This is a genomic window from Parageobacillus caldoxylosilyticus (genome assembly GCF_019272935.1).
GTDB lineage: Bacteria > Bacillota > Bacilli > Bacillales > Anoxybacillaceae > Saccharococcus > Saccharococcus caldoxylosilyticus.
This window is the reverse complement of the sequence record NZ_CP040553.1, coordinates 783,434-806,680: the sequence shown is the minus strand read 5'-3', so window position 1 is coordinate 806,680 and position 23,247 is coordinate 783,434. Positions and strand designations below refer to the sequence as shown.

28 protein-coding genes and 1 pseudogene are annotated in these 23,247 nt (G+C 45.5%); 24 read left to right on the top strand and 5 right to left on the bottom strand.

Going from position 1 to position 23,247, the window contains the following annotated elements:
* The first annotated feature begins 2 nt into the window (after positions 1-2).
* The 6 genes and pseudogenes from BV455_RS04115 (at position 3) to BV455_RS04090 (ending at position 5,613) form a co-directional block, all read left to right on the top strand.
* A complete protein-coding gene (locus tag BV455_RS04115) occupies positions 3-1,622 on the top strand; it encodes a long-chain-fatty-acid--CoA ligase (protein ID WP_017434602.1) in 1,620 nt (539 codons plus the stop codon).
* A gap of 129 nt (positions 1,623-1,751) precedes the next feature.
* Complete coding sequence (locus BV455_RS04110) at positions 1,752-2,303, top strand: TetR/AcrR family transcriptional regulator (protein ID WP_081587203.1); 552 nt, start codon at positions 1,752-1,754, stop codon at positions 2,301-2,303.
* 80 nt (positions 2,304-2,383) lie between these two features.
* Positions 2,384-2,485, top strand: a pseudogene (locus tag BV455_RS04105) (3-hydroxyacyl-CoA dehydrogenase NAD-binding domain-containing protein); the annotation flags it as partial.
* Between the two features lie 108 nt (positions 2,486-2,593).
* Entirely contained in the window at positions 2,594-3,649 is a 1,056-nt protein-coding gene (locus tag BV455_RS04100) for a phosphotransferase family protein (protein WP_042407343.1), read from the top strand.
* 9 nt (positions 3,650-3,658) lie between these two features.
* On the top strand, positions 3,659-4,426 hold the full coding sequence (locus tag BV455_RS04095) for a 2-phosphosulfolactate phosphatase (protein WP_017434606.1): 768 nt from the start codon (positions 3,659-3,661) through the stop codon (positions 4,424-4,426).
* 212 nt (positions 4,427-4,638) lie between these two features.
* The gene (locus tag BV455_RS04090) at positions 4,639-5,613 is read left to right on the top strand and encodes a quinone oxidoreductase family protein (RefSeq protein ID WP_042407341.1); all 975 of its coding nucleotides are present in this window, start codon (positions 4,639-4,641) and stop codon (positions 5,611-5,613) included.
* A 31-nt stretch (positions 5,614-5,644) separates the two neighbouring features.
* Here BV455_RS04090 and BV455_RS04085 read toward each other — a convergent pair whose 3' ends face one another.
* Both BV455_RS04085 and BV455_RS04080 read right to left on the bottom strand, forming a co-directional pair.
* On the bottom strand, positions 5,645-6,802 hold the full coding sequence (locus tag BV455_RS04085; RefSeq protein ID WP_042407338.1) for an aminotransferase A: 1,158 nt from the start codon (positions 6,800-6,802) through the stop codon (positions 5,645-5,647).
* Between the two features lie 179 nt (positions 6,803-6,981).
* Complete coding sequence (locus tag BV455_RS04080) at positions 6,982-7,209, bottom strand: IDEAL domain-containing protein (protein ID WP_017434609.1); 228 nt, start codon at positions 7,207-7,209, stop codon at positions 6,982-6,984.
* Between the two features lie 205 nt (positions 7,210-7,414).
* Between BV455_RS04080 and corA the strand changes: the two genes are divergently transcribed.
* The 6 genes from corA to BV455_RS20245 all read left to right on the top strand — a co-directional run bounded on the left by corA (position 7,415) and on the right by BV455_RS20245 (position 11,505).
* Entirely contained in the window at positions 7,415-8,395 is a 981-nt protein-coding gene (gene corA, locus BV455_RS04075) for a magnesium/cobalt transporter CorA (RefSeq protein ID WP_017434610.1), read from the top strand.
* Between the two features lie 67 nt (positions 8,396-8,462).
* Positions 8,463-9,017, top strand: a complete 555-nt coding sequence (locus BV455_RS04070) for a TIGR00725 family protein (protein ID WP_017434611.1) — start codon at positions 8,463-8,465, stop codon at positions 9,015-9,017.
* Positions 9,018-9,101: 84 nt separating this feature from the next.
* The gene (locus tag BV455_RS04065) at positions 9,102-9,752 is read left to right on the top strand and encodes a glycoside hydrolase domain-containing protein (protein ID WP_017434612.1); all 651 of its coding nucleotides are present in this window, start codon (positions 9,102-9,104) and stop codon (positions 9,750-9,752) included.
* A 156-nt stretch (positions 9,753-9,908) separates the two neighbouring features.
* Complete coding sequence (locus BV455_RS04060) at positions 9,909-10,814, top strand: chemotaxis protein (RefSeq protein WP_042407335.1); 906 nt, start codon at positions 9,909-9,911, stop codon at positions 10,812-10,814.
* Between the two features lie 87 nt (positions 10,815-10,901).
* Entirely contained in the window at positions 10,902-11,144 is a 243-nt protein-coding gene (locus tag BV455_RS04055) for a hypothetical protein (protein WP_052510014.1), read from the top strand.
* Between the two features lie 49 nt (positions 11,145-11,193).
* Positions 11,194-11,505: a GGDEF domain-containing protein gene (locus tag BV455_RS20245; protein WP_052510013.1), complete on the top strand. Its 312-nt coding sequence runs from the start codon at positions 11,194-11,196 to the stop codon at positions 11,503-11,505.
* A gap of 128 nt (positions 11,506-11,633) precedes the next feature.
* Here BV455_RS20245 and BV455_RS04045 read toward each other — a convergent pair whose 3' ends face one another.
* A complete protein-coding gene (locus tag BV455_RS04045) occupies positions 11,634-12,068 on the bottom strand; it encodes a YkyB family protein (protein ID WP_042407333.1) in 435 nt (144 codons plus the stop codon).
* A gap of 147 nt (positions 12,069-12,215) precedes the next feature.
* The gene (locus BV455_RS04040; RefSeq protein WP_042407330.1) at positions 12,216-13,091 is read right to left on the bottom strand and encodes a metallophosphoesterase; all 876 of its coding nucleotides are present in this window, start codon (positions 13,089-13,091) and stop codon (positions 12,216-12,218) included.
* A gap of 147 nt (positions 13,092-13,238) precedes the next feature.
* Here BV455_RS04040 and fadH point away from each other — a divergent pair, with 147 nt between their 5' ends.
* The 5 genes from fadH to cbpB all read left to right on the top strand — a co-directional run bounded on the left by fadH (position 13,239) and on the right by cbpB (position 16,829).
* On the top strand, positions 13,239-14,003 hold the full coding sequence (gene fadH, locus BV455_RS04035) for a 2,4-dienoyl-CoA reductase (protein WP_017434618.1): 765 nt from the start codon (positions 13,239-13,241) through the stop codon (positions 14,001-14,003).
* Between the two features lie 333 nt (positions 14,004-14,336).
* Positions 14,337-15,554: an EAL domain-containing protein gene (locus BV455_RS04030; protein ID WP_042407328.1), complete on the top strand. Its 1,218-nt coding sequence runs from the start codon at positions 14,337-14,339 to the stop codon at positions 15,552-15,554.
* Positions 15,555-15,608: 54 nt separating this feature from the next.
* Positions 15,609-15,842 (top strand): hypothetical protein, encoded by a 234-nt coding sequence (locus BV455_RS04025; RefSeq protein ID WP_042407327.1) that lies wholly within the window; start codon positions 15,609-15,611, stop codon positions 15,840-15,842.
* A 217-nt stretch (positions 15,843-16,059) separates the two neighbouring features.
* Entirely contained in the window at positions 16,060-16,254 is a 195-nt protein-coding gene (abbA, locus tag BV455_RS04020) for an antirepressor AbbA (RefSeq protein ID WP_042407325.1), read from the top strand.
* Between the two features lie 116 nt (positions 16,255-16,370).
* Positions 16,371-16,829 carry a cyclic-di-AMP-binding protein CbpB gene (cbpB, locus tag BV455_RS04015; RefSeq protein WP_042407322.1) on the top strand — a complete coding sequence of 153 codons (459 nt, stop codon included), beginning with the start codon at positions 16,371-16,373 and terminating at the stop codon, positions 16,827-16,829.
* Here the strand turns inward: cbpB and BV455_RS04010 are convergent.
* Positions 16,804-17,547 carry a sulfite exporter TauE/SafE family protein gene (locus tag BV455_RS04010; protein ID WP_042407319.1) on the bottom strand — a complete coding sequence of 248 codons (744 nt, stop codon included), beginning with the start codon at positions 17,545-17,547 and terminating at the stop codon, positions 16,804-16,806. The genes cbpB and BV455_RS04010 overlap by 26 nt on opposite strands.
* A gap of 116 nt (positions 17,548-17,663) precedes the next feature.
* Between BV455_RS04010 and BV455_RS04005 the strand changes: the two genes are divergently transcribed.
* The 7 genes from BV455_RS04005 to BV455_RS03975 all read left to right on the top strand — a co-directional run bounded on the left by BV455_RS04005 (position 17,664) and on the right by BV455_RS03975 (position 23,192).
* A complete protein-coding gene (locus BV455_RS04005) occupies positions 17,664-18,536 on the top strand; it encodes a LysR family transcriptional regulator (RefSeq protein ID WP_042407316.1) in 873 nt (290 codons plus the stop codon).
* 73 nt (positions 18,537-18,609) lie between these two features.
* On the top strand, positions 18,610-19,320 hold the full coding sequence (gene dapD, locus BV455_RS04000) for a 2,3,4,5-tetrahydropyridine-2,6-dicarboxylate N-acetyltransferase (RefSeq protein WP_017434626.1): 711 nt from the start codon (positions 18,610-18,612) through the stop codon (positions 19,318-19,320).
* A gap of 65 nt (positions 19,321-19,385) precedes the next feature.
* Positions 19,386-20,519, top strand: a complete 1,134-nt coding sequence (locus BV455_RS03995) for an N-acetyldiaminopimelate deacetylase (protein ID WP_017434627.1) — start codon at positions 19,386-19,388, stop codon at positions 20,517-20,519.
* Between the two features lie 55 nt (positions 20,520-20,574).
* Entirely contained in the window at positions 20,575-20,817 is a 243-nt protein-coding gene (locus tag BV455_RS03990; protein ID WP_017434628.1) for a YkuS family protein, read from the top strand.
* 325 nt (positions 20,818-21,142) lie between these two features.
* Complete coding sequence (locus tag BV455_RS03985; protein ID WP_017434629.1) at positions 21,143-21,694, top strand: peroxiredoxin; 552 nt, start codon at positions 21,143-21,145, stop codon at positions 21,692-21,694.
* A 262-nt stretch (positions 21,695-21,956) separates the two neighbouring features.
* Positions 21,957-22,418 carry a TlpA family protein disulfide reductase gene (locus BV455_RS03980; protein ID WP_017434630.1) on the top strand — a complete coding sequence of 154 codons (462 nt, stop codon included), beginning with the start codon at positions 21,957-21,959 and terminating at the stop codon, positions 22,416-22,418.
* A 108-nt stretch (positions 22,419-22,526) separates the two neighbouring features.
* Positions 22,527-23,192, top strand: coding sequence for a potassium channel family protein (locus BV455_RS03975; RefSeq protein ID WP_017434631.1), 666 nt, complete (start codon positions 22,527-22,529; stop codon positions 23,190-23,192).
* Positions 23,193-23,247: the final 55 nt, after the last annotated feature.

Genomic DNA, 23,247 nt, shown 5'->3' with positions numbered 1-23,247 from the left:
AAGTGAATGAAAAGAAAGCGGCGGCATTATATCCAGAACATGTATCATTTCGGTTCGATATTCCCAACATCACATTATGCGATATTTTGCAAGAACGGGCCAAGCAATATCGCGACAATCCAGCTTTGACTTTCTATGATAAAGTGATTACGTACGGCGAGCTTGCCCATGCTGTGGAGAAGTTTGCATCGAGCTTGCAGCAGCAAGGCGTCCAAAAAGGCGACCGTGTTGCCATTATGCTGCCAAACTGTCCTCAGTATGTGATCGCTTACTATGCGATTTTGCGCATCGGCGCGATTGTGACACAAGTAAATCCGATGCTTGTGGAACGCGAGTTAATCCACTTGCTGACGGATTCAGGAGCAGAAACGATCGTGATTTATGATGCCGTTTACCCACGGCTGCAGGCGGTGCGTGATCATACGCCAATGAAGCGGGCCATCGTCGTCAGCTTTCAGCCATCCTCCTCTCATTCGCTAGATGCAAACGATGTGACATTTGAACAGTTTCTTGCTCAAGGAAGCGGGAACGTGCAGCCTGTTCCGATCGAGCCGGAGCATGATGTTGCGGTGCTGCAATATACGGGCGGAACGACGGGACGTTCGAAAGGAGCGATGCTCACCCATCGCAATATTTTAGCGAACGTCATGCAATGTGCCGAATTTTTCAAAGGCACCTATGAGTTGGGAAAAGAACGGTATTTTACGGTAATTCCGCTTTTCCACGTGTTTGCGATGACATCGGGCATGAATATGGCGATTTATGTCGGTGCCAACAATATTTTATTGCCGCGTTTTGAACTGAAGGAAGTGTTAGAGACGATTAAAGAGAAGCAACCGACTGTTTTCCCTGGAGTGCCGACAATGTATGTCGCAATTACGAATACACCAGGGGTAGAGCAATACGGCATCAACAGCATTAAAACGTGCAACAGCGGCAGCGCGCCGATGCCTCTAGAGCTGATGCGGGAGTTTGAAGCGAAAACCGGAGCTGCTGTGTTAGAGGGATACGGTTTATCGGAGGCATCGCCGGTAACGCACTGCAATCCGCCGTTTGCTGAAAGGAAACCGGGAACGGTCGGCATCGGCATGCCGATGACAGAATACAAAATTGTCGATGTTGCTACCGGAACAGAAGAACTTAAGCCAGGCGAGGTAGGAGAGTTAATTATTCGCGGCCCGCAGGTGATGAAAGGATATTGGAACATGCCGGAAGAAACAGCGGTGGCACTTCGGGATGGATGGCTATATACGGGTGACTTGGCAACCGTGGATGAAGAAGGATATGTAACCATCGTTGACCGGAAAAAAGATATGATTATTGCCGGCGGTTACAATATTTATCCTCGCGAAATTGAAGAAGTGCTGTATGAACATCCAGCAGTAAAAGAAGCGGTAGCAATCGGCGTGCCGGATGCATACCGCGGCGAAACAGTAAAAGCGATTATTGTCTTAAAAGACGGCAAGCAGGCAAGCGAAGAGGAGATTATCGCGCATTGCCGCCAAAATTTAGCCGCCTACAAAGTGCCGCGCATGATCGAGTTTCGCTCCGAATTGCCAAAAACAAACGTTGGCAAGATTTTGCGCCGCACTCTCCGTGAAGAGGCGCTCCGTTCGAAATAAGAAAAAATCCGCTCTTCCCAAACGGTCAAGCTCCATTGCCTGTTGCCAGACGGGCTTGACCGTTTTATGATAGAATGGCGATAACGAACATGATAGAGGGAAAGGTGGAAGAGCGTGAAAGAAAAAATTATGGCGGCAAGCATCGCTCTATTTGAACAAAAAGGGTTTAGCGAAACTTCCATTCAAGATATTATGGATATGCTTGGCGTGACAAAAGGAACGTTTTACTACTATTTTAAAAGCAAAGAAGAATTATTAATGGATATCCATCTTCGCTATATTGAAGGACTGCTCGAAAAGCAAAAAAACATTATGGAAGATGCTGCGAAGACGGTTAAGGAAAAAGTGTTTGAAATCGTCTATATGCTCATCCATAGCATTGAGAAACAAGGAAGACAGGCGCGCATTTTTTTCCGCGAAATGAAGCATTTAAATGCAGAACATTTAAAAAAAATTGTAGAAAAGCGGGACTTGTTTCGTTACAACTTGCAATCGTTAATAGAAGAAGGAATGAGAAACGGCGAGCTCCGTGACGATTTGCCACCTTCCATTGCAACGCTGACCGTTTTAGGAGCGGCAAACTGGAGCTACCAATGGTTTCGGCCTGATGGGGAATTGAGCGATTTCGAGGTAGCGGAACATATGGTTGCGATTTTGCTGGAAGGAATGGAGAAAAAGTGAAATAAGACTACTTGGCATAAACGTGCCAAATAGTCTGCACTTTCCATACTGACTGGTCAGTTAAAAAAGAGGAAGAAAAAATGCCTATTCAACGTGTTGCTGTGACCGGTGCCGGTTCAATGGGACACCAAATCGCTATGCTTTGCGCTTTAGGCGGATATAAAACAACATTGCAAGACATATTCAGGAGAAAGTGAAACAGGGACATCTCGGCTGAAAAAAGGGGAAGAGGACGGCATGTATATGACCAACAAACCGTCAAACGCCTGTAATCGAAAGGAGGTATAGCCATGACGGCGATCATCCCTGTACGTAAAGGAGAAGAGCTGCCCGTTGAAAAACTAGGTGACTTTTTAAGAAAAACACTGCCGGATTTTCCGGAAGGAACGCTGCAAGTCAGACAGTTTTCTGCCGGACGTTCCAATTTAACGTATTTGCTGTCATGCGGAGAGTGGGAAGCCGTTTTGCGGCGTCCGCCGTTTGGCCCCGTTCCGCCGAAAGCGCATGATATGAAGCGGGAAAGCACATGGCTGAAGGAAATTCATCCGCTTTTTCCGCTGGCTCCGAAACCGTTATTATTTTGCGAGGATGAATCGATTATTGGCAGTCCATTTTTTGTGATGGAACGGCGCCGTGGCATCGTGCTAGATACGGAGTTTCCGGCGCACATCGCCCCGACAGAAGAACGATGCCGGAAAATCTCGGAAACGATGGTCGATACGCTCGTACAAGTACATCAGCTTGATTATACAAAAACGCGTCTTGTCGAGATGGTAAAGCCGGAAGGATTTATGGAGCGGCAAGTACATGGCTGGATTCAACGCTATAAGCGGGCGAAAACGGATGAGATTAAAGAAGTGGAAGCGCTGACGAAATGGCTTGTGAGTCACATTCCGGAAAACAGCGAAGCGACGATTATCCACTATGATTATAAATTAAACAATGCGCTGTTTGCCGAAGATGATGTCACACAAATGGTCGGCTTGTTTGACTGGGAAATGTCGACCGTCGGCGACCCGCTTGCTGATCTGGCCGTGGCGATGAGCTACTGGATTGAAAAGGACGATCCGCCGCTGTTGAAAAACGGATTTGGCAGAACGCCGGTGACCGTTTATCCCGGCTTTTATACGCGCGAGGAATTTATTCGGGCATACGCTGAAAAAAGCGGACGGGATATTTCGAATATGCACTTTTATTTAACGTTTGCTTATTTTAAACTCGCTGTCATCTGCCAGCAAATTTATTATCGCTACCGCCGCGGACAGACGAATGACGAACGCTTCCGCGATTTGGGGAAGTTTGTTCAGTCACTCGTCCAACATGCATGGCAATTAGCAATGAGCTGAGGTGAATCCATGGCGAAAGTACATGTCGTCTTTCGTAAAGAAGATATTGATGAAACAGCTTTAACAGACGGGAAAATAGCGGTTGTGTTCGACATTTTGCTTGCTACTTCCACGATTACCGCAGCGCTTTCGTTTGGCGCTGCTTCCGTCATCCCAGTGCGAAATGCTGAGGAAGCACGGGAAAAATCCCGTCTCCTTCCAAACGGGAGCTATGAGCTTGTCGGCGAGTACGAAGGCCGGACGATTGACGGCTTTCATTCTCCAGCGCCGCTTTTTTTGCAAAAGTTCTGTCCGGGAAAAACGATTATTTTATCAACGACAAATGGCACGGTAGCGATCCGCAAGGCGATGCATGCCAATCATCTTTACGTCGGGAGCCTGCTGAACGGACCGGCGCTTAGCGAGCATATTTGCCAACGGCATGCGTCAGAAACGATTGTCGCGATCTGCTCCGGTTCATCAGGGCGATTTTGTCTAGAAGATTTTTACGGGGCGGGCTATTTTATTTCCTGCCTGCTGCAAAACGGTGTTTCTGCCCGAGACTTGTCCGATAGCGCCATGGCGGCATGGCTTTTTTACGAAAAATACAAGACGGAAAACGCGGGGAAAACGGTGCTTGCCTCTTCGCGGGTCGGACAATGGATGACGGCGCACGGCTTGGAGCGGGATATCGATTATATTAATCAGCATGGCGCACTTTCCGTTGTTCCCGTATTTGAAAAAACAGGATTGGGAGGAGAAATTCACGATGCAACGAGGCGGTCATTTTCTGTATGAAGAGGCTTTTGCCCATTTAAGCAAAGACCGGCATCGATGGCTTGCTTGTCGAGCCGCTTTAACGAACTAATCGATCATGGGGCAATGGAACGCAACCGCCGCATTGCTGACTTACAGAACAAAACGCAACTGGCTATATAAGTTTAATCCCGAAAAAGTTTTTATTTCTTTCGCAGAAAGACTAGAAGAGGCAACAGAAAGGAGAAGCAAAGATGAAAATGGTGCAATTTACGGAGTACGGCGGCCCGGAAGTATTGCAGGTGATCGAGGTGGACCGCCCTGTGCCAACGGGGCGGAGCGTATTGATCAAAGTGGAGGCGATTGGCGTCAACTATGCCGATACGGCGCGCCGCGAAGGCCATTACGTCGTCCCGACTCCGCTTCCGTTTGTGCCGGGAACAGAGGTAGCCGGTGTTGTCTGTGAAGTTGGCGAAGAAACAAGTACGGTACGTGTTGGACAGCGCGTCGTTGCCTTAATCGAATCGGGAGGATATGCGGAATATGCCAGCGTTGATGAGCGCGCTGTCATTCCGCTTCCCGATGGGTTGGATGTGCAACAGGCCGTCGCCCTTCCCGTCCAAGGATTGAGTGCTTACCATATTTTAAAAACGATGGGGCGCTTAGAACAGGGGGAAACGGTGCTTGTTCATGCGGCGGCAGGCGGCGTTGGCACGCTTGCGGTTCAGCTTGCAAAACTTTTTGGCGCCGGCAAAGTGATCGCCACCGCCAGTACCGAGGAAAAACGAGAGATGGCAATGCAACTTGGCGCTGATGTCGCTGTCGACTATACAAAAGAAAGTTGGAAGGACGAAGTGATAAGGGCGACAGACGGAAAAGGCGTCGATGTGGCGCTCGAGATGGCCGGCGGCGACATTTTCCATCAGACACTGGAGTGTCTGGCGCCGTTTGGCCGGCTTGTCGTCTACGGCGTGGCGAGCGGACAGTTTACGCGCATGAACCCGGCGCGGCTGATGGGGAAAAATTTAGCGGTCATCGGCTTCTTTTTGCCGCAAATCATGAGAAAGCAAACGTTATATCAGCAAAGTTTGCATGAATTATTGACATATGTGCAAACCGGAAAGCTGACATTGACGATTGGCGGTGTCTACCCACTTGAACAAGCCGCGGATGTGCATCGACTGCTTCAGTCACGAAAAACGCATGGAAAGCTCATTCTTGTTCCATAGCTTGTCAAACAAAAACAGTGGGCGCTTTTGTTTATCGCGCCCACTGTTTTTCCTTTATGTATCGCTCTAAACGGTTGAGAGCTTCTTTCAGCACATCAAAGGAATACGCGTATGAAAGGCGCACATATCCTTCGCCATATTTGGAAAAAGCGCTGCCGGGAACGAGCGCGACGCCGGCTTTATGGACCACATCAAGGGCAAAATCAAAAGAGGATAGACCGAACGGAGCGATCGATGGAAACAAGTAAAAGGCGCCGTCGGGCTTTTCCACTTGAAGCCCCATGCGGACAAGGCGGTCGTACGTATATTCCATCCGCTGTTTATATTGGTTGCGCATCGCCACTGCATCATTTTTTCCTGCCGTTAAAGCGGCCAGCGCCGCCTTTTGCGACACCGAAGAGGTGCAGGAAACGCTATATTGGTGCACTTTAATCATATGTTTCATCACAAAGGAGGGTGCGAATACGAACCCGATGCGCCAGCCTGTCATCGAGTGCGATTTGCTCAACCCATTGATCACAATCGTTTGGTCGTGCAGCCATTTAGCGATGGAATGATGTCTGCCATCATAAACAAGCTCACTATAAATTTCATCGGAAACAATCCAAATCGGCCGCCCCTTTACTAGTTCGGCAATTTCTCGCAGGGCTTGTTCTGATAAAGTGACTCCCGTCGGGTTTGAAGGGTATGGGAGTACGATGCAGCGCGTCCGCTCGTTCAAGTAAGGAGCGATTAACTCCGCTGATAAGCGAAATCCATTGGCACGTGTATCAACATATACGGGTTTTGCCCCGCACAGTTGAATGAGCGGTTCGTACCCCGGATAGACGGGTCCAGGCAAAATCACTTCCGTACCTGCTTCCAAAATCGTACGGAAGGTAATGTCAAGCGCTTGGCTTGCTCCGACGGTGGTAATCACCTCATCAGGTTCATACGATAATCCGTACTTTTCAGCAACGAAACGGCATGCTGCTTCCCGCAGGTCAAGAAAACCGGCATTATGGGTGTAAGTGGTAAAATTGGCGGCAATCGCTTCTTTCCCTGCTTCTTTGACATGCTCCGGCGTCGGAAAATCTGGCTGTCCGATCGTTAATGAAATTAAATCAGGACGGTCTGCCACCATGTTGAAAAATTTACGAATCCCTGATATTTCTATATTTTTTACGCGAGAATGAATCAAATGTTCCACTCATCGTCATCCTTCCATTGTGATCGTCTGTCCACATTTTATCATGTTTGCCGCTGAAAATGGAAAAATAAAAGTGAGTCCCCTTCGTTTCTTGTCAGAACATTTGACGAGAAAGGGACTCACCTTATTTGACAATACGACTCTGACGTTTCACACTCCAACATATTTCTCTCCTTTAATTACGCACCGTATTTTTTTAGAAGCTCATTATATTGGGCGGAAAGTTCGAGAAAGAGGGCCTTGTTTCGTGCGATAAGAGCTTCATCAATTTTTTCCATCAACTTTTGTTTTTGAAACTGAAAGATTGCTTGTGCTAACACTTTCTCGGCAAGCGGACCATAGCTGCTTTTTTCTTCCGTTTGGTTAAATAAAATAGCGCCTTCGTGAGGATACTGTTTTTCATACATATGTGATTCCTCCCTGTTTGGGAATCGATAAATTCCCTTTTTTATATTATCATCATTTTTGATTAAAAAGTAAAGAAAATTTCGATAAATATTTTTTGTCATTTTTTTCTTTACACCATACATATACCCTTTTTTAGTTGGGATATAACAGCTTTTCGGTTATGATAAAGTAAAGAAAGCAAATTTTGGGCACAGGGTGGTTTTCATGATCCGAACGTGCGTCATTACAAAAGATTTTGAGGTTATATATGATGTTTCGCTTCCGTATGTAAACAGTGACGATGTTTCCTGGTATTGGGTGGATTTTCATGAACCAACAGAAGACGAGGCAAAGCTGCTTGCCGAGTTCTTTCACTTCCACCCGCTGGCGATTGAGGACTGTTTAGAGTATGTGCAGCGGCCAAAGCTCGATTTTTATGATCGGTATTTGTTTGTTGTGTTGCATGCCATTGATGGAAACTCTCTTGAAGCAGAGGAAGTGGATTTGTTTGTCGGACAAAATTTTATCGTTTCATTTCATAAGCAATCGATTCACGCCGTAAACGAAGTATGGATGAGAATTCAACACGAGGAAGACTTTCAGCAGGGCCCTTTTCATGTCATGTACCGCATTATCGATAAACTTGTCGATGACTATTTTCCACCGATTTACCATATTGAAGATGTATTGAATGAATTAGAGGAGAACACGAATGATGAGACGATTCAAGAAATTATTGAAAAAGTGTTTGATATTCGCAGCGACTTATCGAAGCTGCGTAGAACGATTGTACCGATGCGCGATTTATTGTATCGAATTATCCATTCCGACCGCCTGCAGCGGATGAAAGAGCGGCAATTGTATTTTCACGATATTCACGATCATTTATTGAAACTGTCGGAAATGATTGAGACGAACCGCGAGATTACGTCGGATATTCGCGATAGCTATTTGTCGTTAAACTCAAACAGAATGAATACGATTATGATGACATTAACCGTCATTACGACCATTTTTATGCCGTTAACGTTTATTGTCGGCATTTATGGAATGAATTTTGATTATATGCCGGAACTACATTGGAAATACGGCTATTTTACCGTTCTCGGGGTAATGGCCTTCATTGCACTTTCGATGTTTTTCTGGTTTAAACGGAACGGCTGGTTCCGGTTTCATAAGGGAAACGATATGAAAGATAGGCGGTAATGGAAGCGTCTGATGACAGTGCTTCTTGCGTAATATATAAAGGAAAAGTACATAAAGGAGAGGGAAAATGAAACGGATTGCGGTTATCGGTCAGTCAGGGGATATTCCCGACGAGGTGCGACATATTGCAGAGGAAGTGGGAGCAGAAATTGCCAAGCGCAACGCTGTTTTATTAACAGGCGGCGGAAGCGGCGTCATGGAGGCGGCATCGAAAGGAGCGAAAGAAGCAGGAGGGCTTGTCGTCGGCATTTTAGCGGGAGACCGCGTTGATGTCGCGAACGATTATATCGACATTCCCATTACAACAGGCCTTTATTTTGACTTCCGCAGCTTGATCCTTGTTCATTCCGCCGATGCGCTCATTATGATTCGCGGCGGAAACGGAACGCTGGGCGAGTTATCGGCGGCATATATGAATAAAAAACCAGTGGTGATTATCGAAACGACCGGGGGATGGGCGACCAAAATAAAAGAGGTTGTCTATGAAGGCGGCTATCTAGACGAGCGTCGTACGGTGGAAATCGCCTTTTGCCGTTCGGCAAAGGAAGCGGTAGAACTGGTTTTTCAACGAATGGAAGAGCCGATCGATGTGATGAAAAATACCGGACAAATCGGTGATTAATCGGGAAACGGTTGTATGAAACAGGCCGTCCGCTTCATATATATGTTATGGCAGAGAGAACGTCAAGAAGAAAGGGGGAAGCTGATGGCTAAAGGTATTTGGGGAGTAGATTCGGCGCAAGCCGTAACGGAACAGCTGTTTCAATGTGCCAGAAGCGAGCTTGGCTACCCAAAATTTTGGGGGCGTTATTTATCTGATGTCCCGAATGTTTCTGATGGATTGACGAAAGAAGAGATTACACGCCTCCGAAATTACGGAATCAAAGTGCTGCCTATTTATAATGCATTTCGTGAAGCGGTTGGATATGCAAACGGACAGGTGGCAGCGCGCAACGCAGTATTCCATGCGCGGCGCCTCGGCATTCCAAAAAATAAGGCGATATTTGCGAACATTGAAGATTTTTTTGCTGTTGATGCATCATGGATTGTCGCTTGGGTGGAAACGCTGCATCCGACAGGGTATCGGCCAGGGCTTTATGCCGATCCGACGAAAGGGGATTTCGCGGCTGCTTATTGTGAGGCGGTACAAAGAAACAATCAAGTGGCCGTGCAGGCGATTATTTGGAGCGCAGCGCCAAGACCGGGGACGACAACAGAGCAGAAGGCGCCACGCTATCAGCCGGCTTCCCTAAATTGCAGTGCGAACATCTGGGCTTGGCAATACGGCCGTGATGCCGAGTCGTGTCCGGTTGATACCAATTTGGTGGACCGCCGCCTCCTTGATTTTTTATATTGATTTCCAGAATAGTTGTGGCTGTTTCGCTGCAACTATTTTTTTCATGCTATTTCTGACTGCCGCAGGGAAGAAAATATTTCTTATTTTATGCCTCCAACGCTATAATGATTATAGGTTGTATTGACTATATCAAAAATAGGGAGGAAGTATGATTCAGTGCCGGAAAAATCACCTGTTTTGTTGGAAAGTGGGACGAATGAATTAGAAATTATTGAGTTTTTGCTTGGTGATCAGCGTTTCGCCATCAATGTGATGAAAGTAAGGGAAATTGTGACTCCTCTTCCAATTACGAAAATTCCTCATTCCCACCCTTATATGGAAGGAATTATTGAGCTTCGCGGGGAAGTGCTGCCGGTCGTCGATTTGGCCAAAGCGCTTTGTTTTCCTGCTTCCGCCCATCCTGAGCATGACAAATTTATCGTTGCCGAATTCAATAAACAAAAGATTGTATTTCGTGTGCATAACGTCACGCGCATTTACCGCATTTCCTGGACGCAAATCGAAAAGCCGTCGCAAATGCACCAAGGTTTAGAAGGGCAAGTGATCGGCATTGTCAAACTGGAAGGGCGAATGCTCTTGCTTTTGGATTTTGAAAAAATCATGGCGGATGTGAACCCGAATTTAGGTGTCAATGTACAGCAAGTCAAAAAATTGGGGAAACGGGAACGTTCACAAAAAAGGATCATCGTTGCCGAAGATTCTCCATTATTGCGGAAGCTGCTTCATGATACATTGTCGGAAGCTAGCTATGGACGCGTCGAGTTTTTTGAAAACGGAGCAGAAGCGCTTCGCTATTTGCAATCGGTTGTTGCAGACGGAAAAGATATTGCCGAAGAAGTGCAACTTGTCATTACTGATATTGAAATGCCGCAAATGGATGGCCATCATTTTACAAAACGGATTCGAGAAGATGAAAGGTTAAAGAAACTCCCCGTTATCATTTTCTCTTCCCTTATTACAGAAGGTCTTCGCCATAAGGGAATGAAAGTTGGCGCAACAGCTCAAGTAAGCAAGCCGGAAATTGGCGAGCTGATCGAGATGATGGACAGCTATGTTTTATAATGCCGCTAAGAGAGACAAGAACCGTTATTCCTTACAGATTACCAAGTTCTGAAGCGCTGTCTGGCGGAAAAATAAGGGGGAGAGCGGATGAATGAGTATGTGGTGCAATTTATAAACAGGATTCGGGAACAGATAAAGCGGTGGAAAGCAGAAAAAATTGTTGCCCGCGAGGAGCTGCTCCGCTTCCTCCGTTCCGCGGCAAGAACAGCAACTATTATTGGACGGGATGATATCGAGGCAAAAGCACATCAACTTTTCAACGAATTGGAAGGGCAGCTGCAACAAAAGTGGACAGTAGATGAGGCCGCCTCCTATAAAAAAAGCATATGAAAGCTTGAGGAGCGGTTTAGAGCGGTTTCACGAACTAAGTTGCATAGCGATGCTCGATTTAGATCATTTTAAAAAAGTGAATGAACGTTTTGGCCATCTTGCTGGCGATATTGTGCTGCAGGAATTTGCACGTTTTCTCTGTCGGAAGACGCGGACAGGGGACACCGTTGTCCGCTTTGGCGGCGAAGAGTTTATCGTTTTATTGACAAAAACAGCGGCCAGAGATGCTTTACGCGTGATCGAGCGATTGCGGAACGATTTGAGCGCGCATTTGATTCAAACAGACGGACAGCAAATTTCCTGCACGTTCTCGGGCGGGATTGTTGAAATCAATGATCCTTCCAAACCGCTTGAATATTGAGATGGCAGACCAAGCGCTATATGCCGCAAAGCAGCAAGGCGGAAACTGCATAACGGTCGCTAAGCCTGTAGATGAACGCTGCTAAATTTTAAAACGGGAAAACGGCTTCCGAAAGTCGGAAGCCGTTTTTAGTAGCTTTCGCCAAGCCGTTTAAATACCGGCCTTGGCTGCGGCTGTTTTCGTTTCGGAGGAGTTTCGCTGATCCCGGTATAGGCTTGCAGCAGCGTTTTCGCCTGGGACAGGGGCATTCTTGTGACAGGATTTCGGTAAGAATCGTTTAATGCTCCAAGATGCGGAAGGGTGGCGAAGTCTTTTTTTGTTGGGGGAATATGAAAATAGTAGTCGCCGACGGAAACAAGAACGTCGGACTGCTGTTGGCTATATTTTGGGTTGCGGGAAAAATGAAGGCCGATTTTTTTCGCCTTTCCTTCCTGCAGCAGCTTTTCAATCGCTTTTTTCTTCAAAAGGTAGAGAAAAGAAGGATTTAATGCCGTTTTGGCATGACGATTGACGATAAAAATCGCTTTTGCAATGTTGTCCACCGTCAGTTCCAACGGTTTCATCAGCATATCTCCTTTTTTAATTATTTTATTTTTTATTATACAAAATGAACATATGTTTGCAAAACGGCTTTTTTGGATGTCAAAAAGGAGGAGAATACGTCTGCTGGACCTAATGAAAAAGTTCTCTAACGATGCCATATTTTCCCTTTATGCACGATGCTGCAATGTAAAAACAGTCAGTTCCGGCGGTGACAAAAAGCGGAGCGGCACCCTTGTCGTCCCAAGCCCGCGGTTTACATATAGCGTTAAATGGCGAATACGGTAAAATCCTTCATAATATTTTTCCGACAGCGGCGGCGTAATTAGCGGACCAATAAACGGAAGCTGGACTTGCCCGCCGTGGCTGTGCCCGGATAGTTGCAAATGAACGGGATAGTGGCTTGTCTGTATGGCGCCGTCCGGCTCATGCAGCAGCAAAATCGTATAAGTGGAATCAGGAATCGACTCAACCATCTTCGCGAAGTTTGGCCTACCAAGCATCATATCATCACTGCCGGCGATGGCGATGAACCGCCCATGCTGCCGCCGAATGAGAACGTGCTCATTGACAAGCATGCGAAATCCGGCTTTCTCCATAATATGGCGATATATATCGGTTCCATATCCACCGTGGTCATGGTTTCCGTAAATGCTAAATTTCCCAAGTGGAGCGCGAATGTGGGAAAGTGCGTCGGCAACCGCATCAATGTGCGGATACTTGTTTGGTTCATGCAGCAAATCGCCGGTAAACAATACGATATCGGGCTGTAATTCGTTTATTTTTGCGATCGTATAGCGAAAGCGTTGTAATCCGTAATAATGGCCTAAATGAACATCGCTAAATTGCAACAGTTTTGTCCCGGTAAACTCTTTTGGGATCAGCGGGTGGGAAATAATATGGTGGGTAACGGTTAATTGAGCCGGCTCAATGAAACGGGCGTAACCGTAGCTGAATGATGTTGTCAATATTCCGCCAAGGCCGGTAAGAACCATTTTTTTTAAAAATGTGCGCCGGTTCATTTTTGCAGTTTCCAAATGTTCCATTATCATGCCGTCCTTTCACAATTAGTTTTATTATAGCGGAAAATTAAAGGAAAGAACAATAGGATAAAAATAATGTTAGAAAATTCTTTATTTTTGTAGTAAGATAGAAATGAATGAATCATCAGTCATTTGTGAAGGAGGAGAAATATGAACGGAAAAGTCATTATTGTAACCGGCGGTTCGAGCGGGATGGGGAAGTATATGGCAAAGCGATTTGCGGCAGACGGCGCCAACGTCGTCATTACCGGAAGACGGCTGGAAGCGCTTGAGGAAGCGAAAAAAGAGATTGAATCGCCCAACGGAAAAGTGTTGCCGATACAAATGGATGTGCGCGACCCGGAATTAGTGGCGGAAATGGTTAAACGGACGGATGCGGAATTTGGCAAAATTGATGCACTCATTAACAACGCGGCGGGCAATTTTATTTGTCCGGCGGAAAAGCTATCGATTAATGGCTGGAATAGCGTGATCAATATCGTATTAAACGGTACATTTTATTGCAGCCGCGAGGTCGGGAACTATTGGATTCAACGCGGCCAAAAAGGTTCGATCATCAACATTGTTGCTACATATGCCTGGCACGCCGGCGCAGGGGTGATTCATTCTGCAAGTGCGAAAGCGGGAGTATTGGCGATGACAAGAACGCTCGCTGTCGAATGGGGAAAAAAATACGGATTCCGCGTCAATGCGATTGCCCCTGGGCCGATTGAGCGGACGGGAGGAGCAGAGAAGCTGTGGGAATCAGAGGAAGCGGAAAGGCTGACGATTGAAAGCGTTCCGTTAGGACGGCTTGGCACACCGGAAGAAGTCGCTGCTCTTGCTGCTTTTCTGCTCTCGGATGACGCGGCTTATATTAATGGGGAATGCATTACGATGGACGGAGGACAATGGCTCAATCGGCGCCCGTTTTAACATATCCCGAAAGAAGTCTCCCACTTCTAAACGTGAAGGTGCGATAACACCAGTGAAAGTGAAGCGTAAAGGGTTCTTGTATGTTGCTTATCGTTCGGCGAAAACATACAAGCCTCTTGAAACCCCGCCTCTAAGCGAAGCGCAGGTGGCGGGTAGTTCACATGGATAAGCGGTTTCCTAACGGCAGGGAACCGCTTTTTGTTTCGACAGCATGTACGAATGTTTATTTCATGCAAACATTTTTTAGACAGGACAGCCTTAACGATGCAGTTATGGGGGGTGGACGTATGATATAATAAAACAAAGAGGGTGTATGCAAAAGAGGTGAGCAAGGTGGATGCGTTAGATGTAATGGCGAATTTGCAGCAAGTTTTTCCATACTATCAGGCTATTTTCAGCGCCGATGAACATTGTGTCATTGGCTATGAAGTATTAGGAAGATATCAGTCTGAAACAGGGGTTGTCAGTTTAGGTCCGTTTTTCCACGATGATACCATACCGGAAGAATTCCGTTTAGAAGTAGATGAAGTGGTAACCAAAAAAGCGCTCGATTATTTTCTTTCCCTCGACGATTATACACCGCTTATTTTTTTAAATCGCGATGCGAATTTATTGATGCTTGACCGTGCCGATTCGTTTTTGCAGCTGCTTCTTCAATATGAAACAAGAGGATTGTCGTTAGAACGCATTGTACTCGAAATTAATGAGCAGCATTTTAAGGGTGATTTAGATCAGTTAAGCCATTTATTGACCTATATCCGTACGTATGGAGTAAAAATCGCGGTAGACAACATCGGAGAACATAGCAGCAACTTAGAAAGAATCGGCGTGCTGTCGCCAGATATTTTGAAAATTGATTTGCGTCAATTGCGGAAAACTTCTGTGCATCAAGCGTATCAAGACATTGTTTATTCTATTTCGCTGTTAGCCCGCAAAATCGGCGCCACGCTTTTATACGAAGATATCGAAACATCTTTTCAATTGCAATACGCGTGGCGAAACGGCGGACGTTATTACCAAGGGTACTATTTGGCGAAACCTTCTCCAGAGTTAGTGCCGCGCGATATGTTAAAGGAACGTCTGCGTCAGGAATGCCATCATTTTATTCAACAGGAAAAGAAAAAGCTAGAAACGCTTTATCATATTTCCGAACAGTTTCAGCAGCGGCTGACGGCGCTTTTGGCCAAATATAAGAAAGTCACGGATTTTAATGAGCTGATTTCGCTTTTAGCGAATGAGCTGAATGATGTTTGTTTCCGCATTTATGTTTGCGACGAGGATGGCTTCCAACAGTCTGCCAATATGTTTAAGCGCAACGGCCGCTGGGAGCTTGAGCCGCAATATTATATGAAAAATTGGAGCTGGCGTCCGTATTTTTTAGAAAATATTATTCGCATGCGCTCGCGCAAACGCGGAATTTTATCCGATCTATACGCCGACATCGAAACCGGGGAAACGATCCGCACGTATTCGTACCCGATTGACGATCGGCACTACTTGTTTATTGATTTATCGTATAATTATTTATTCGAACATGATGTCCATTATTAAAGGATGGTATAAAATCTTTGCCTCGTGGCAAAGTAAGCATGAGGTGAAGAAACAATGGCACAGCTGATATTTGTATTGTCCATCCTTGTCGTTCTTATTGCCGTTATCGGATTTGTCTATACGTACCGTCTTGGCCGCCAGCAAAAATGGCAGGAAGAACTAGATGCTCCGATCCCAAAGGCAGTGCAGGAGCATGCCTATTTGCGCAATCCTGTTTTTTTAGCGTATTTGTTGGCGGCTTTGCTGGCCGCGGTTGTTATTTTTTATTTGGCGTTGCGCTACTGGTAAGGCAAATAAGCAATGGAGCAGTCCTATTAAGGATTGCTCTTTTTTTGCTTTATCGTCATATAACCCAGCTATGTGCAGGGAATAAAACAAAATGCGCCTGGGCGGCGGACAGCAAAAGCCTTTAAGCAAAAGCCTTTATAAGGAAGGAAGTCTTTTTTTCCATGACTTTTTTCCGTTTTTGCGGAATATATATAGTTTTGCAAAGGGGGAATGAAACATGAGAAAGCCGATTCTTGAAATATTATCGCATGAAGAGCAGCGCTTGCTTTTGGATCTTTTGTTTACACAGCAATATGCCTTAGAGCTTGTTCGCTGTGAGATTGCTGACATTGAAAATGGGGATAAGCAAGTGGATGCAAAGCGGTATCAACAGCTTTTGCGTTTATATGACCGTCTTCTGCAGGAAACATAGAATTTTACATAATACTATCGTTCCGCTGGCAAGCGATAGTATTTTTTTATGGAAGGCAATAAAATATGATAAACTGAAGAGGGGAAACGCTAAAAAGAGAAAGGCGGAAGACAGGTATGACAGTTTTGGAAAACAAAAAATTTGCCAAGATGACGGTGGCGCAGTTTCTTATTCCTTCGGATAAAGTAGCGCACGTCCAACTTGGGAACTATTTAGACCACGCGTTATTAGTATTAACCAAAACCGGTTACTCCGCTATTCCTGTATTGGACACTTCCTATAAACTTCATGGATTAATCAGCATGACAATGATCATGGATGCGATTTTAGGATTGGAACGCATTGAATTTGAGAGGCTGGAAACAATGAAAGTCGAGGAAGTGATGAATAAGGATATTCCGCGTCTTTTATTGGATGATGACATCGTTAAAGGAATTGGACTGATTGTCAACCATCCGTTTGTTTGTGTAGAAAATAAAGACGGCTATTTTGAAGGGATTTTTACAAGGCGAGAAATACTTAAACGATTGAATAAACAGCTGCGAAAGCTTAATGATTACCATAAACCATATTAAAAATAAGCTGAACGATAAGCAGAAAGGTAATGGTGTGCAATAAAAATTGCAGCTGTTTTTGCTTCAGTTTTTGCGCCACTTGTACCGATAATTGTGCACCGATGAATGATCCAATCGCTAAGAAGGGAGCGATATGCCAGTTGATATGACCGTTGTATAAGTAGGATGTCAGTGCTCCAAAGCAGCTAATAAAAGTTTGAAATCTTGTAAAAGCGATGGCAGATAGGTAATCCATGCCGGTGCGCAAATAAGCATACATGAGCATTGTTGCTTGGCCTGGGCCAAACATTCCGTCATAGACGCTAATGCCGTAAAGAATAGGATATAAGGTTTTAGGGAGAGAAGGAGCCGCTGCCGCATGCTCAGGCTGTTTTTTGAAAACTTGCAGGCATAGTGCGAACATTAACAAAATAATGGCGATGATGGTCATCGTTCGTTCAGACAACAACGAGGCGATGACTCCTCCTGTTGCTCCTCCACCGAGACTAATAGGGATGATCAGCAACAACTGTTTCCAACGAATGCTTTGCTGGCGAAATAGGACGAAGAAGCTGGAAAACGAGCTGATTGTATTGGAAAACTTGGCGGCGGCAATGGCCTGATGGATAGGGACACCAATCATAAGCAAAACAGGCATGCCAATAAGGCCACCGCCGCCAGCTAATGTACCAACGAACGAAGTCGCAAATCCAACGAGGACAAACAGTACCCAGTCCATGCAGGGCACCCCTTTCTCCAAACGTTCTACAGCTATTGTATTCATTTTATAACAATAAGAAAATTTTAAAAAAATGGACGGAAATGATAAGAAAAACTTATCAAAAGGGTGATAGCTTGAATATTTCGGAGTATGAAATACTTACCGTTTTGGCGGAAGAATTAAATATGAGGAAAGCGGCAGCCCAGCTCTATGTTACTCAATCCGCATTGTCCCAGCGACTACAGGCGATAGAAGCCAGCTGGAATGTGAAAATATTTATCCGGTCTCAGAGAGGTTTACTGTTAACACCAGAGGGAGAAAAAATTGTCCAGCTTGCAAAAGAAATAGTGCAGAAAACGAACAAAGTAAAAGAAGAGATCGAACAACTGGCCGGACAAATAAGTGGAACATTAACATTAGCGGTTGTTTCCATTGTTGCGCAGCATTGGCTTCCCGCAGTTTTAAAAACGTTTATGATATTATACCCAAATGTAAATGTGTCGTTGACAACGGGATGGACAAGCGAAGTCTTAAGCGGCATGTATGAAAATCGGTTTCAACTCGGAATTGTTCGCGGAAAACCAAATTGGAGCGGGATTGCGACACGTTTATTTACGGATCAGTTATATTTAGTAGACCAAGAAATTCAATCTCTAGAGCAGTTGCCCCATACCGACCGGCCGTTTATTCAATTTAAAAGCGACTCGACGTATTCGCTGCACATTCAACAATGGTGGCATGAGCAATTTCAAGCCCTTCCGCCGCGAACGGTCATCGTCGATCAAATCGAAACATGCAAACAGCTTGCTTATCATGGAGTTGGCTATGCCATTTTACCGGAAATTGCTTTAGATGACCGAGAGCAACATCTTGTTCATATGATTGCGCTAAAAGATAAGCATGGCGAACGGATGACGAGAGATACATGGCTTATAAGCTCGGAAGCAGCATGGCAGCTTCCGCAAGTACAAGCCTTCCAGAAGGTGCTGCAAAATTTTGTTTCATGAATTTATGCTTGTCACCATTATCTCTGTTTTGCTAAAGTAAAAAAGAATACAGATGTAAAGGAGGATGTGGCCCATGAAGATGATGGATGCAAATGAAATCATTTCGTTTATTCAAAACAGCAAAAAATCCACCCCTGTTAAAGTATACATAAAAGGGAACCTGGAAGGAATCGATTTTGGCGCAAGCGCGAAAACGTTTATTACAGGGAATACGGGCGTTGTTTTTGGGGAATGGCAAGAAATTCAAGCGGCGTTGGAAGCCAATAAAGACAAGATCGAGGATTATGTCATTGAAAACGACCGCCGCAATTCCGCGATTCCGCTTCTTGATTTGAAAGGAGTAAAAGCGCGCATCGAGCCGGGCGCAATTATCCGTGATCAAGTCGAAATTGGCGATAATGCGGTTATTATGATGGGGGCGGTCATTAACATCGGCGCCGTCGTCGGCGAGGGAACGATGATTGATATGAACGCAGTGCTCGGCGGCCGCGCAACGGTCGGAAAGAACTGCCATGTTGGCGCCGGCGCTGTCTTAGCAGGCGTGATTGAGCCGCCTTCCGCTAAACCAGTGATCGTTGAAGACGATGTAGTGATTGGAGCGAACGCCGTTATTTTAGAGGGGGTTACGGTCGGCAAGGGCGCCGTTGTTGCAGCAGGTGCTGTTGTAGTGGAAGATGTGCCTCCGTATACGGTGGTGGCTGGTGTGCCGGCGCGCGTGATTAAGCAAATTGATGAAAAAACAAGAGCAAAAACAGAAATTAAACAAGAACTTCGCCAGTTATAAACATAGCCAAACACGAAAGCTGTCCCATCTTTGGGCCAGCTCTTTTTGCAAATGGAGGGGATAGTATGTCATTGATTAGTCCTTTTGTTGCGATTCGCCGCGATCTGCATAAAATTCCGGAGCTGGGGTTTCAAGAATTTAAGACGCAGCAATATTTATTGCGCTATATTCATACGTTGCCGCAGGAACGGTTGGAAATTCAAACGTGGAAAACCGGGATTTTTGTGAAAGTAAAGGGAACAGCGCCGCGAAAAATGATCGGCTACCGCACCGATATCGACGGCCTGCCGATTAAAGAAGAAACGGGGTTGCCATACAGTTCGGAGCACGAAGGAAATATGCATGCGTGCGGACATGATATGCATATGAGCATCGCGCTCGGAGTGCTCACCTATTTCGCAAACCACCCGATCAAAGACGACCTATTATTTATTTTCCAGCCGGCAGAGGAAGGGCCGGGCGGGGCAAAACCGATGCTAGAAAGCGACATCATGCAAGCGTGGAAGCCGGATATGATTATCGCGCTGCATATCGCTCCGGAATATCCGGTCGGCACGGTTGCGACGAAAGAAGGTTTGCTGTTTGCCAATACATCGGAACTATTTATTGATTTAAAAGGGAAAGGCGGACATGCCGCGTTTCCGCACTTAGCGAACGATATGGTTGTTGCCGCCTGCGCTCTTGTCATGCAGCTTCAGTCTATCGTTGCCCGCAATGTCGATCCGCTTGACAGCGCGGTGATTACCATCGGCAAAATTTCCGGCGGGACGGTGCAAAATGCGATTGCCGGGCAGGCTCGTTTAGAAGGAACGATCCGCACCTTGTCGGCCGACGCGATGAAAAAAGTGAAAGAGCGGATTGAAGCGATGGTAAGCGGCATCCAACTTGCGTATCAATGCGAAGCGGAAATTGACTATGGTGCGATGTACCACCAAGTATATAACGATCCGCAGTTAACGAGGGAGTTTATCCGGTTTGCCGAAAGTTATCCGGAAATGCAGATAGTCCGCTGCAAAGAAGCAATGACGGGCGAAGATTTTGGCTATATGCTTGCGGAAATTCCGGGGTTTATGTTTTGGCTTGGTGTCGATTCCCCTTATGGGCTTCATCATGCCAAAATGGCGCCAAATGAAGCGGCGATCGATCGGGCCATTGACTTTTTGACATCGTATATTTCGTGGAAAGGAAACAACGGTTAATGGTATAGTTCCACCTTCATTAAGGCACATTATGTATATGAGGAGGTGGAGTGCGATGGCGAAAATTGGGGTAGAACACTCGCTGACGGATGTGCAAGAAGCGTTAAAAGCGAGAGGACATGAAATCATTCCGCTTCGCGGGGAAAATGATGCAAAAGGCTGCGACTGTTGCGTGATTACAGGCCAAGATGCCAATGTAATGGGGATTCAAAACGCGATGACTGCCGGTCCTGTTATCGAAGCAAGCGGTCTGACAGCAGAAGAAATTTGCCAAAAAGTTGAAGAAAAATTGCGTTAATCGTTGACGGGCTGTCCGCATCAACAGCCCGTTTTTTGTGAATAATGAGAATGCAGCCCGCTCCAACGAGCAAATGATTTTGTTTTACCAGTTGAGGATACTATACTAAAAGTAAAGCGGTTGAGAGAAAGAGGGATATGAGCATCGCAAAAATGGAATCCATATACAAAGCATGGAGCATAAGGTAATAAAAAATAACTTTCTTTTTAAATTAATTATCATTTAACATTGACTAAAATTATCAATATCATTATAATATTATTTGTCAATATAATGAGTGGTATTAACGAAAACACCATCAAATAAAGAAAATGGAGGGGTACATATGGCAGAACGCATGGTAGGAAAACAAGCACCTCGTTTCGAGATGCAAGCAGTATTGCCAAACGGCGACTTCGGACGTGTCAGCCTTGAAGAAAACATGAAAAACGGCAAATGGACTGTGCTCTTCTTCTATCCAATGGATTTCACGTTCGTATGCCCGACAGAAATCACCGCGATTTCTGACCGCTACGATGAATTTGAAGATTTAGATGCCGTTGTGATCGGCGTTTCGACAGACTCTGTATATTCGCATAAAGCATGGATGAAAGTGCCTCGCGAAGAAAACGGCATCGGCGAAATTAAATATCCGTTAGCAGCAGACCCTACTCATCAAGTTGCCCGCGATTATGGTGTTCTTATTGAAGAAGAAGGCGTTGCGCTTCGCGGCTTATTTATCATCGATCCGGAAGGCGAATTAAAATACGCTGTCGTTCATCATAATAACATTGGCCGCGATGTCGATGAAGTATTGCGCGTGCTTCAAGCGCTGCAAACCGGAGGCCTTTGCCCAGCAAACTGGAAACCAGGCCAAGCAACATTGAAAGTGGAATAAGGAAAAAGAAGAAAGGTCTAACATGACGTTAGACCTTTCTTTACAAAAGTATATAGCCATGAGCCTGTGACTAGAGTTTTGGGATGAAATGGAAAAGGGTTTTTGAACCGAGCCGACAGGGCGCTAAACACCAGTGAGGTGTTTGCCTATGAAAGTTTGGCCGAACAAGAGTGAGTGCTTGCAAGCAGGTGTAGGAAAAACTCTTTAGTACATCAGAACCCACCGGCTTAGTCGTGTGGAGGTTCTGAAGGGAGGGATGAACATGAAACTGCGTGAACCAATGCCGGAATTAACAGGTGCTACGGCAACGCTCAACGGCGAAGTAACAAGAGAACAATTGATTGGAGAAAAACCAACATTAATCCACTTTTGGTCGGTAAGCTGCCATCTTTGCAAAGAAGCGATGCCGCAAGTAAACGAGTTCCGCGACCGCTATAAAGATAAGCTGAACGTCGTTGCCGTTCACATGCCGCGTTCAGAAAAAGACTTAGATATCGAATTGGTCAAAAAAGTTGCTGAAGAACATGGCATTACGCAGCCGATTTTAGTGGATAACGAACATAAAATTACCGATGCCTTTGAAAATCAATACGTGCCTGCTTACTATGTATTTGATGCGGAAGGCAAACTGCGTCATTTCCAAGCAGGCGGAAGCGGCATGAAAATGCTGGAAAAAAGAGTAAACCGTGTATTGGAAGAAACAGAAAAGGCACAGCAGCAATAAAGAAAGGCGAGAGGAACGAAAAAACGATGTTTTCGTTCCTCTTTTGTTTTTGCTAAAATAGATAGGGAAAATATAGAAACAGCGACAGTGGATAGTGGAGGAATGAATGTGAAAAAGAAACAATTTGCTGTCATTGGCCTCGGCCGTTTTGGCGGAAGCATTTGCCGCACGTTAAGCGAGCAAGGAATGGAAGTGCTGGCCATCGATATTGACGAAGATCGCGTCAATGAGTTTGCTTCGATTGTTTCTCATGCAGTAGTAGGAGATTCGACCGATGAAAACGTGTTGAAAAGTTTAGGCATCCGCAATTTCGATCATGTTATTGTGGCAATTGGCGATAATATTCAAGCGAGCATTTTAACGACATTGATTTTAAAAGAGTTAGGCGTGCAGCATATTACCGTAAAAGCGACAAATGACTACCATGAAAAAGTGCTGAAGAAGATTGGCGCCGATCAAATTGTCCATCCAGAGCGGGACATGGGAGAGCGAATTGCCTATAACTTGATTTCCAACAATGTTCTTGACTATCTGGAGCTCTCGGATAAGCATAGCATTGTGGAAATCGTCGCCAGTGAGCGCTTAGATGGACATTCGCTGCTAGAACTTGATATTCGCGCACGTTATGGAATCAACATTGTTGCGATCCGGCGCGGTACAAATGTGATCGTGTCGCCGTTAGCATCCGAAATTATCCGCAAAGGCGATGTTTTAGTGGTCATCGGCGCCGATGAAGACATCGACCGTTTTGAAGAAAAAGTAGTAAGCAAATAAAACAGCTGTTCCTAAACTGAAGTGACCCCTGTCAAGTAGACAGGAATAAAAAAGC

Bases quoted from the DNA above. Each gene is read 5' to 3' on its own strand.
- corA (WP_017434610.1), top strand. From the start codon at position 7,415: ATGATCCGAACGTGCGTCATTACAAAAGATTTTGAGGTTATATATGAT.
- BV455_RS04025 (WP_042407327.1), top strand. From the start codon at position 15,609: ATGGCACAGCTGATATTTGTATTGTCCATCCTTGTCGTTCTTATTGCC.
- BV455_RS04045 (WP_042407333.1), bottom strand. From the start codon at position 12,068: ATGAAACCGTTGGAACTGACGGTGGACAACATTGCAAAAGCGATTTTT.
- BV455_RS04040 (WP_042407330.1), bottom strand. From the start codon at position 13,091: ATGGAACATTTGGAAACTGCAAAAATGAACCGGCGCACATTTTTAAAA.
- BV455_RS03995 (WP_017434627.1), top strand. From the start codon at position 19,386: ATGTCATTGATTAGTCCTTTTGTTGCGATTCGCCGCGATCTGCATAAA.
- BV455_RS04100 (WP_042407343.1), top strand. From the start codon at position 2,594: ATGACGGCGATCATCCCTGTACGTAAAGGAGAAGAGCTGCCCGTTGAA.
- dapD (WP_017434626.1), top strand. From the start codon at position 18,610: ATGAAGATGATGGATGCAAATGAAATCATTTCGTTTATTCAAAACAGC.
- BV455_RS20245 (WP_052510013.1), top strand. From the start codon at position 11,194: ATGCTCGATTTAGATCATTTTAAAAAAGTGAATGAACGTTTTGGCCAT.
- fadH (WP_017434618.1), top strand. From the start codon at position 13,239: ATGAACGGAAAAGTCATTATTGTAACCGGCGGTTCGAGCGGGATGGGG.
- BV455_RS04080 (WP_017434609.1), bottom strand. From the start codon at position 7,209: ATGTATGAAAAACAGTATCCTCACGAAGGCGCTATTTTATTTAACCAA.
- BV455_RS04065 (WP_017434612.1), top strand. From the start codon at position 9,102: ATGGCTAAAGGTATTTGGGGAGTAGATTCGGCGCAAGCCGTAACGGAA.
- BV455_RS04090 (WP_042407341.1), top strand. From the start codon at position 4,639: ATGAAAATGGTGCAATTTACGGAGTACGGCGGCCCGGAAGTATTGCAG.
- cbpB (WP_042407322.1), top strand. From the start codon at position 16,371: ATGACAGTTTTGGAAAACAAAAAATTTGCCAAGATGACGGTGGCGCAG.
- BV455_RS03980 (WP_017434630.1), top strand. From the start codon at position 21,957: ATGAAACTGCGTGAACCAATGCCGGAATTAACAGGTGCTACGGCAACG.
- BV455_RS04110 (WP_081587203.1), top strand. From the start codon at position 1,752: ATGGCGGCAAGCATCGCTCTATTTGAACAAAAAGGGTTTAGCGAAACT.
- BV455_RS03985 (WP_017434629.1), top strand. From the start codon at position 21,143: ATGGCAGAACGCATGGTAGGAAAACAAGCACCTCGTTTCGAGATGCAA.
- BV455_RS04070 (WP_017434611.1), top strand. From the start codon at position 8,463: ATGAAACGGATTGCGGTTATCGGTCAGTCAGGGGATATTCCCGACGAG.
- BV455_RS03990 (WP_017434628.1), top strand. From the start codon at position 20,575: ATGGCGAAAATTGGGGTAGAACACTCGCTGACGGATGTGCAAGAAGCG.
- BV455_RS04055 (WP_052510014.1), top strand. From the start codon at position 10,902: ATGAATGAGTATGTGGTGCAATTTATAAACAGGATTCGGGAACAGATA.
- BV455_RS04095 (WP_017434606.1), top strand. From the start codon at position 3,659: ATGGCGAAAGTACATGTCGTCTTTCGTAAAGAAGATATTGATGAAACA.
- BV455_RS04010 (WP_042407319.1), bottom strand. From the start codon at position 17,547: ATGGACTGGGTACTGTTTGTCCTCGTTGGATTTGCGACTTCGTTCGTT.
- abbA (WP_042407325.1), top strand. From the start codon at position 16,060: ATGAGAAAGCCGATTCTTGAAATATTATCGCATGAAGAGCAGCGCTTG.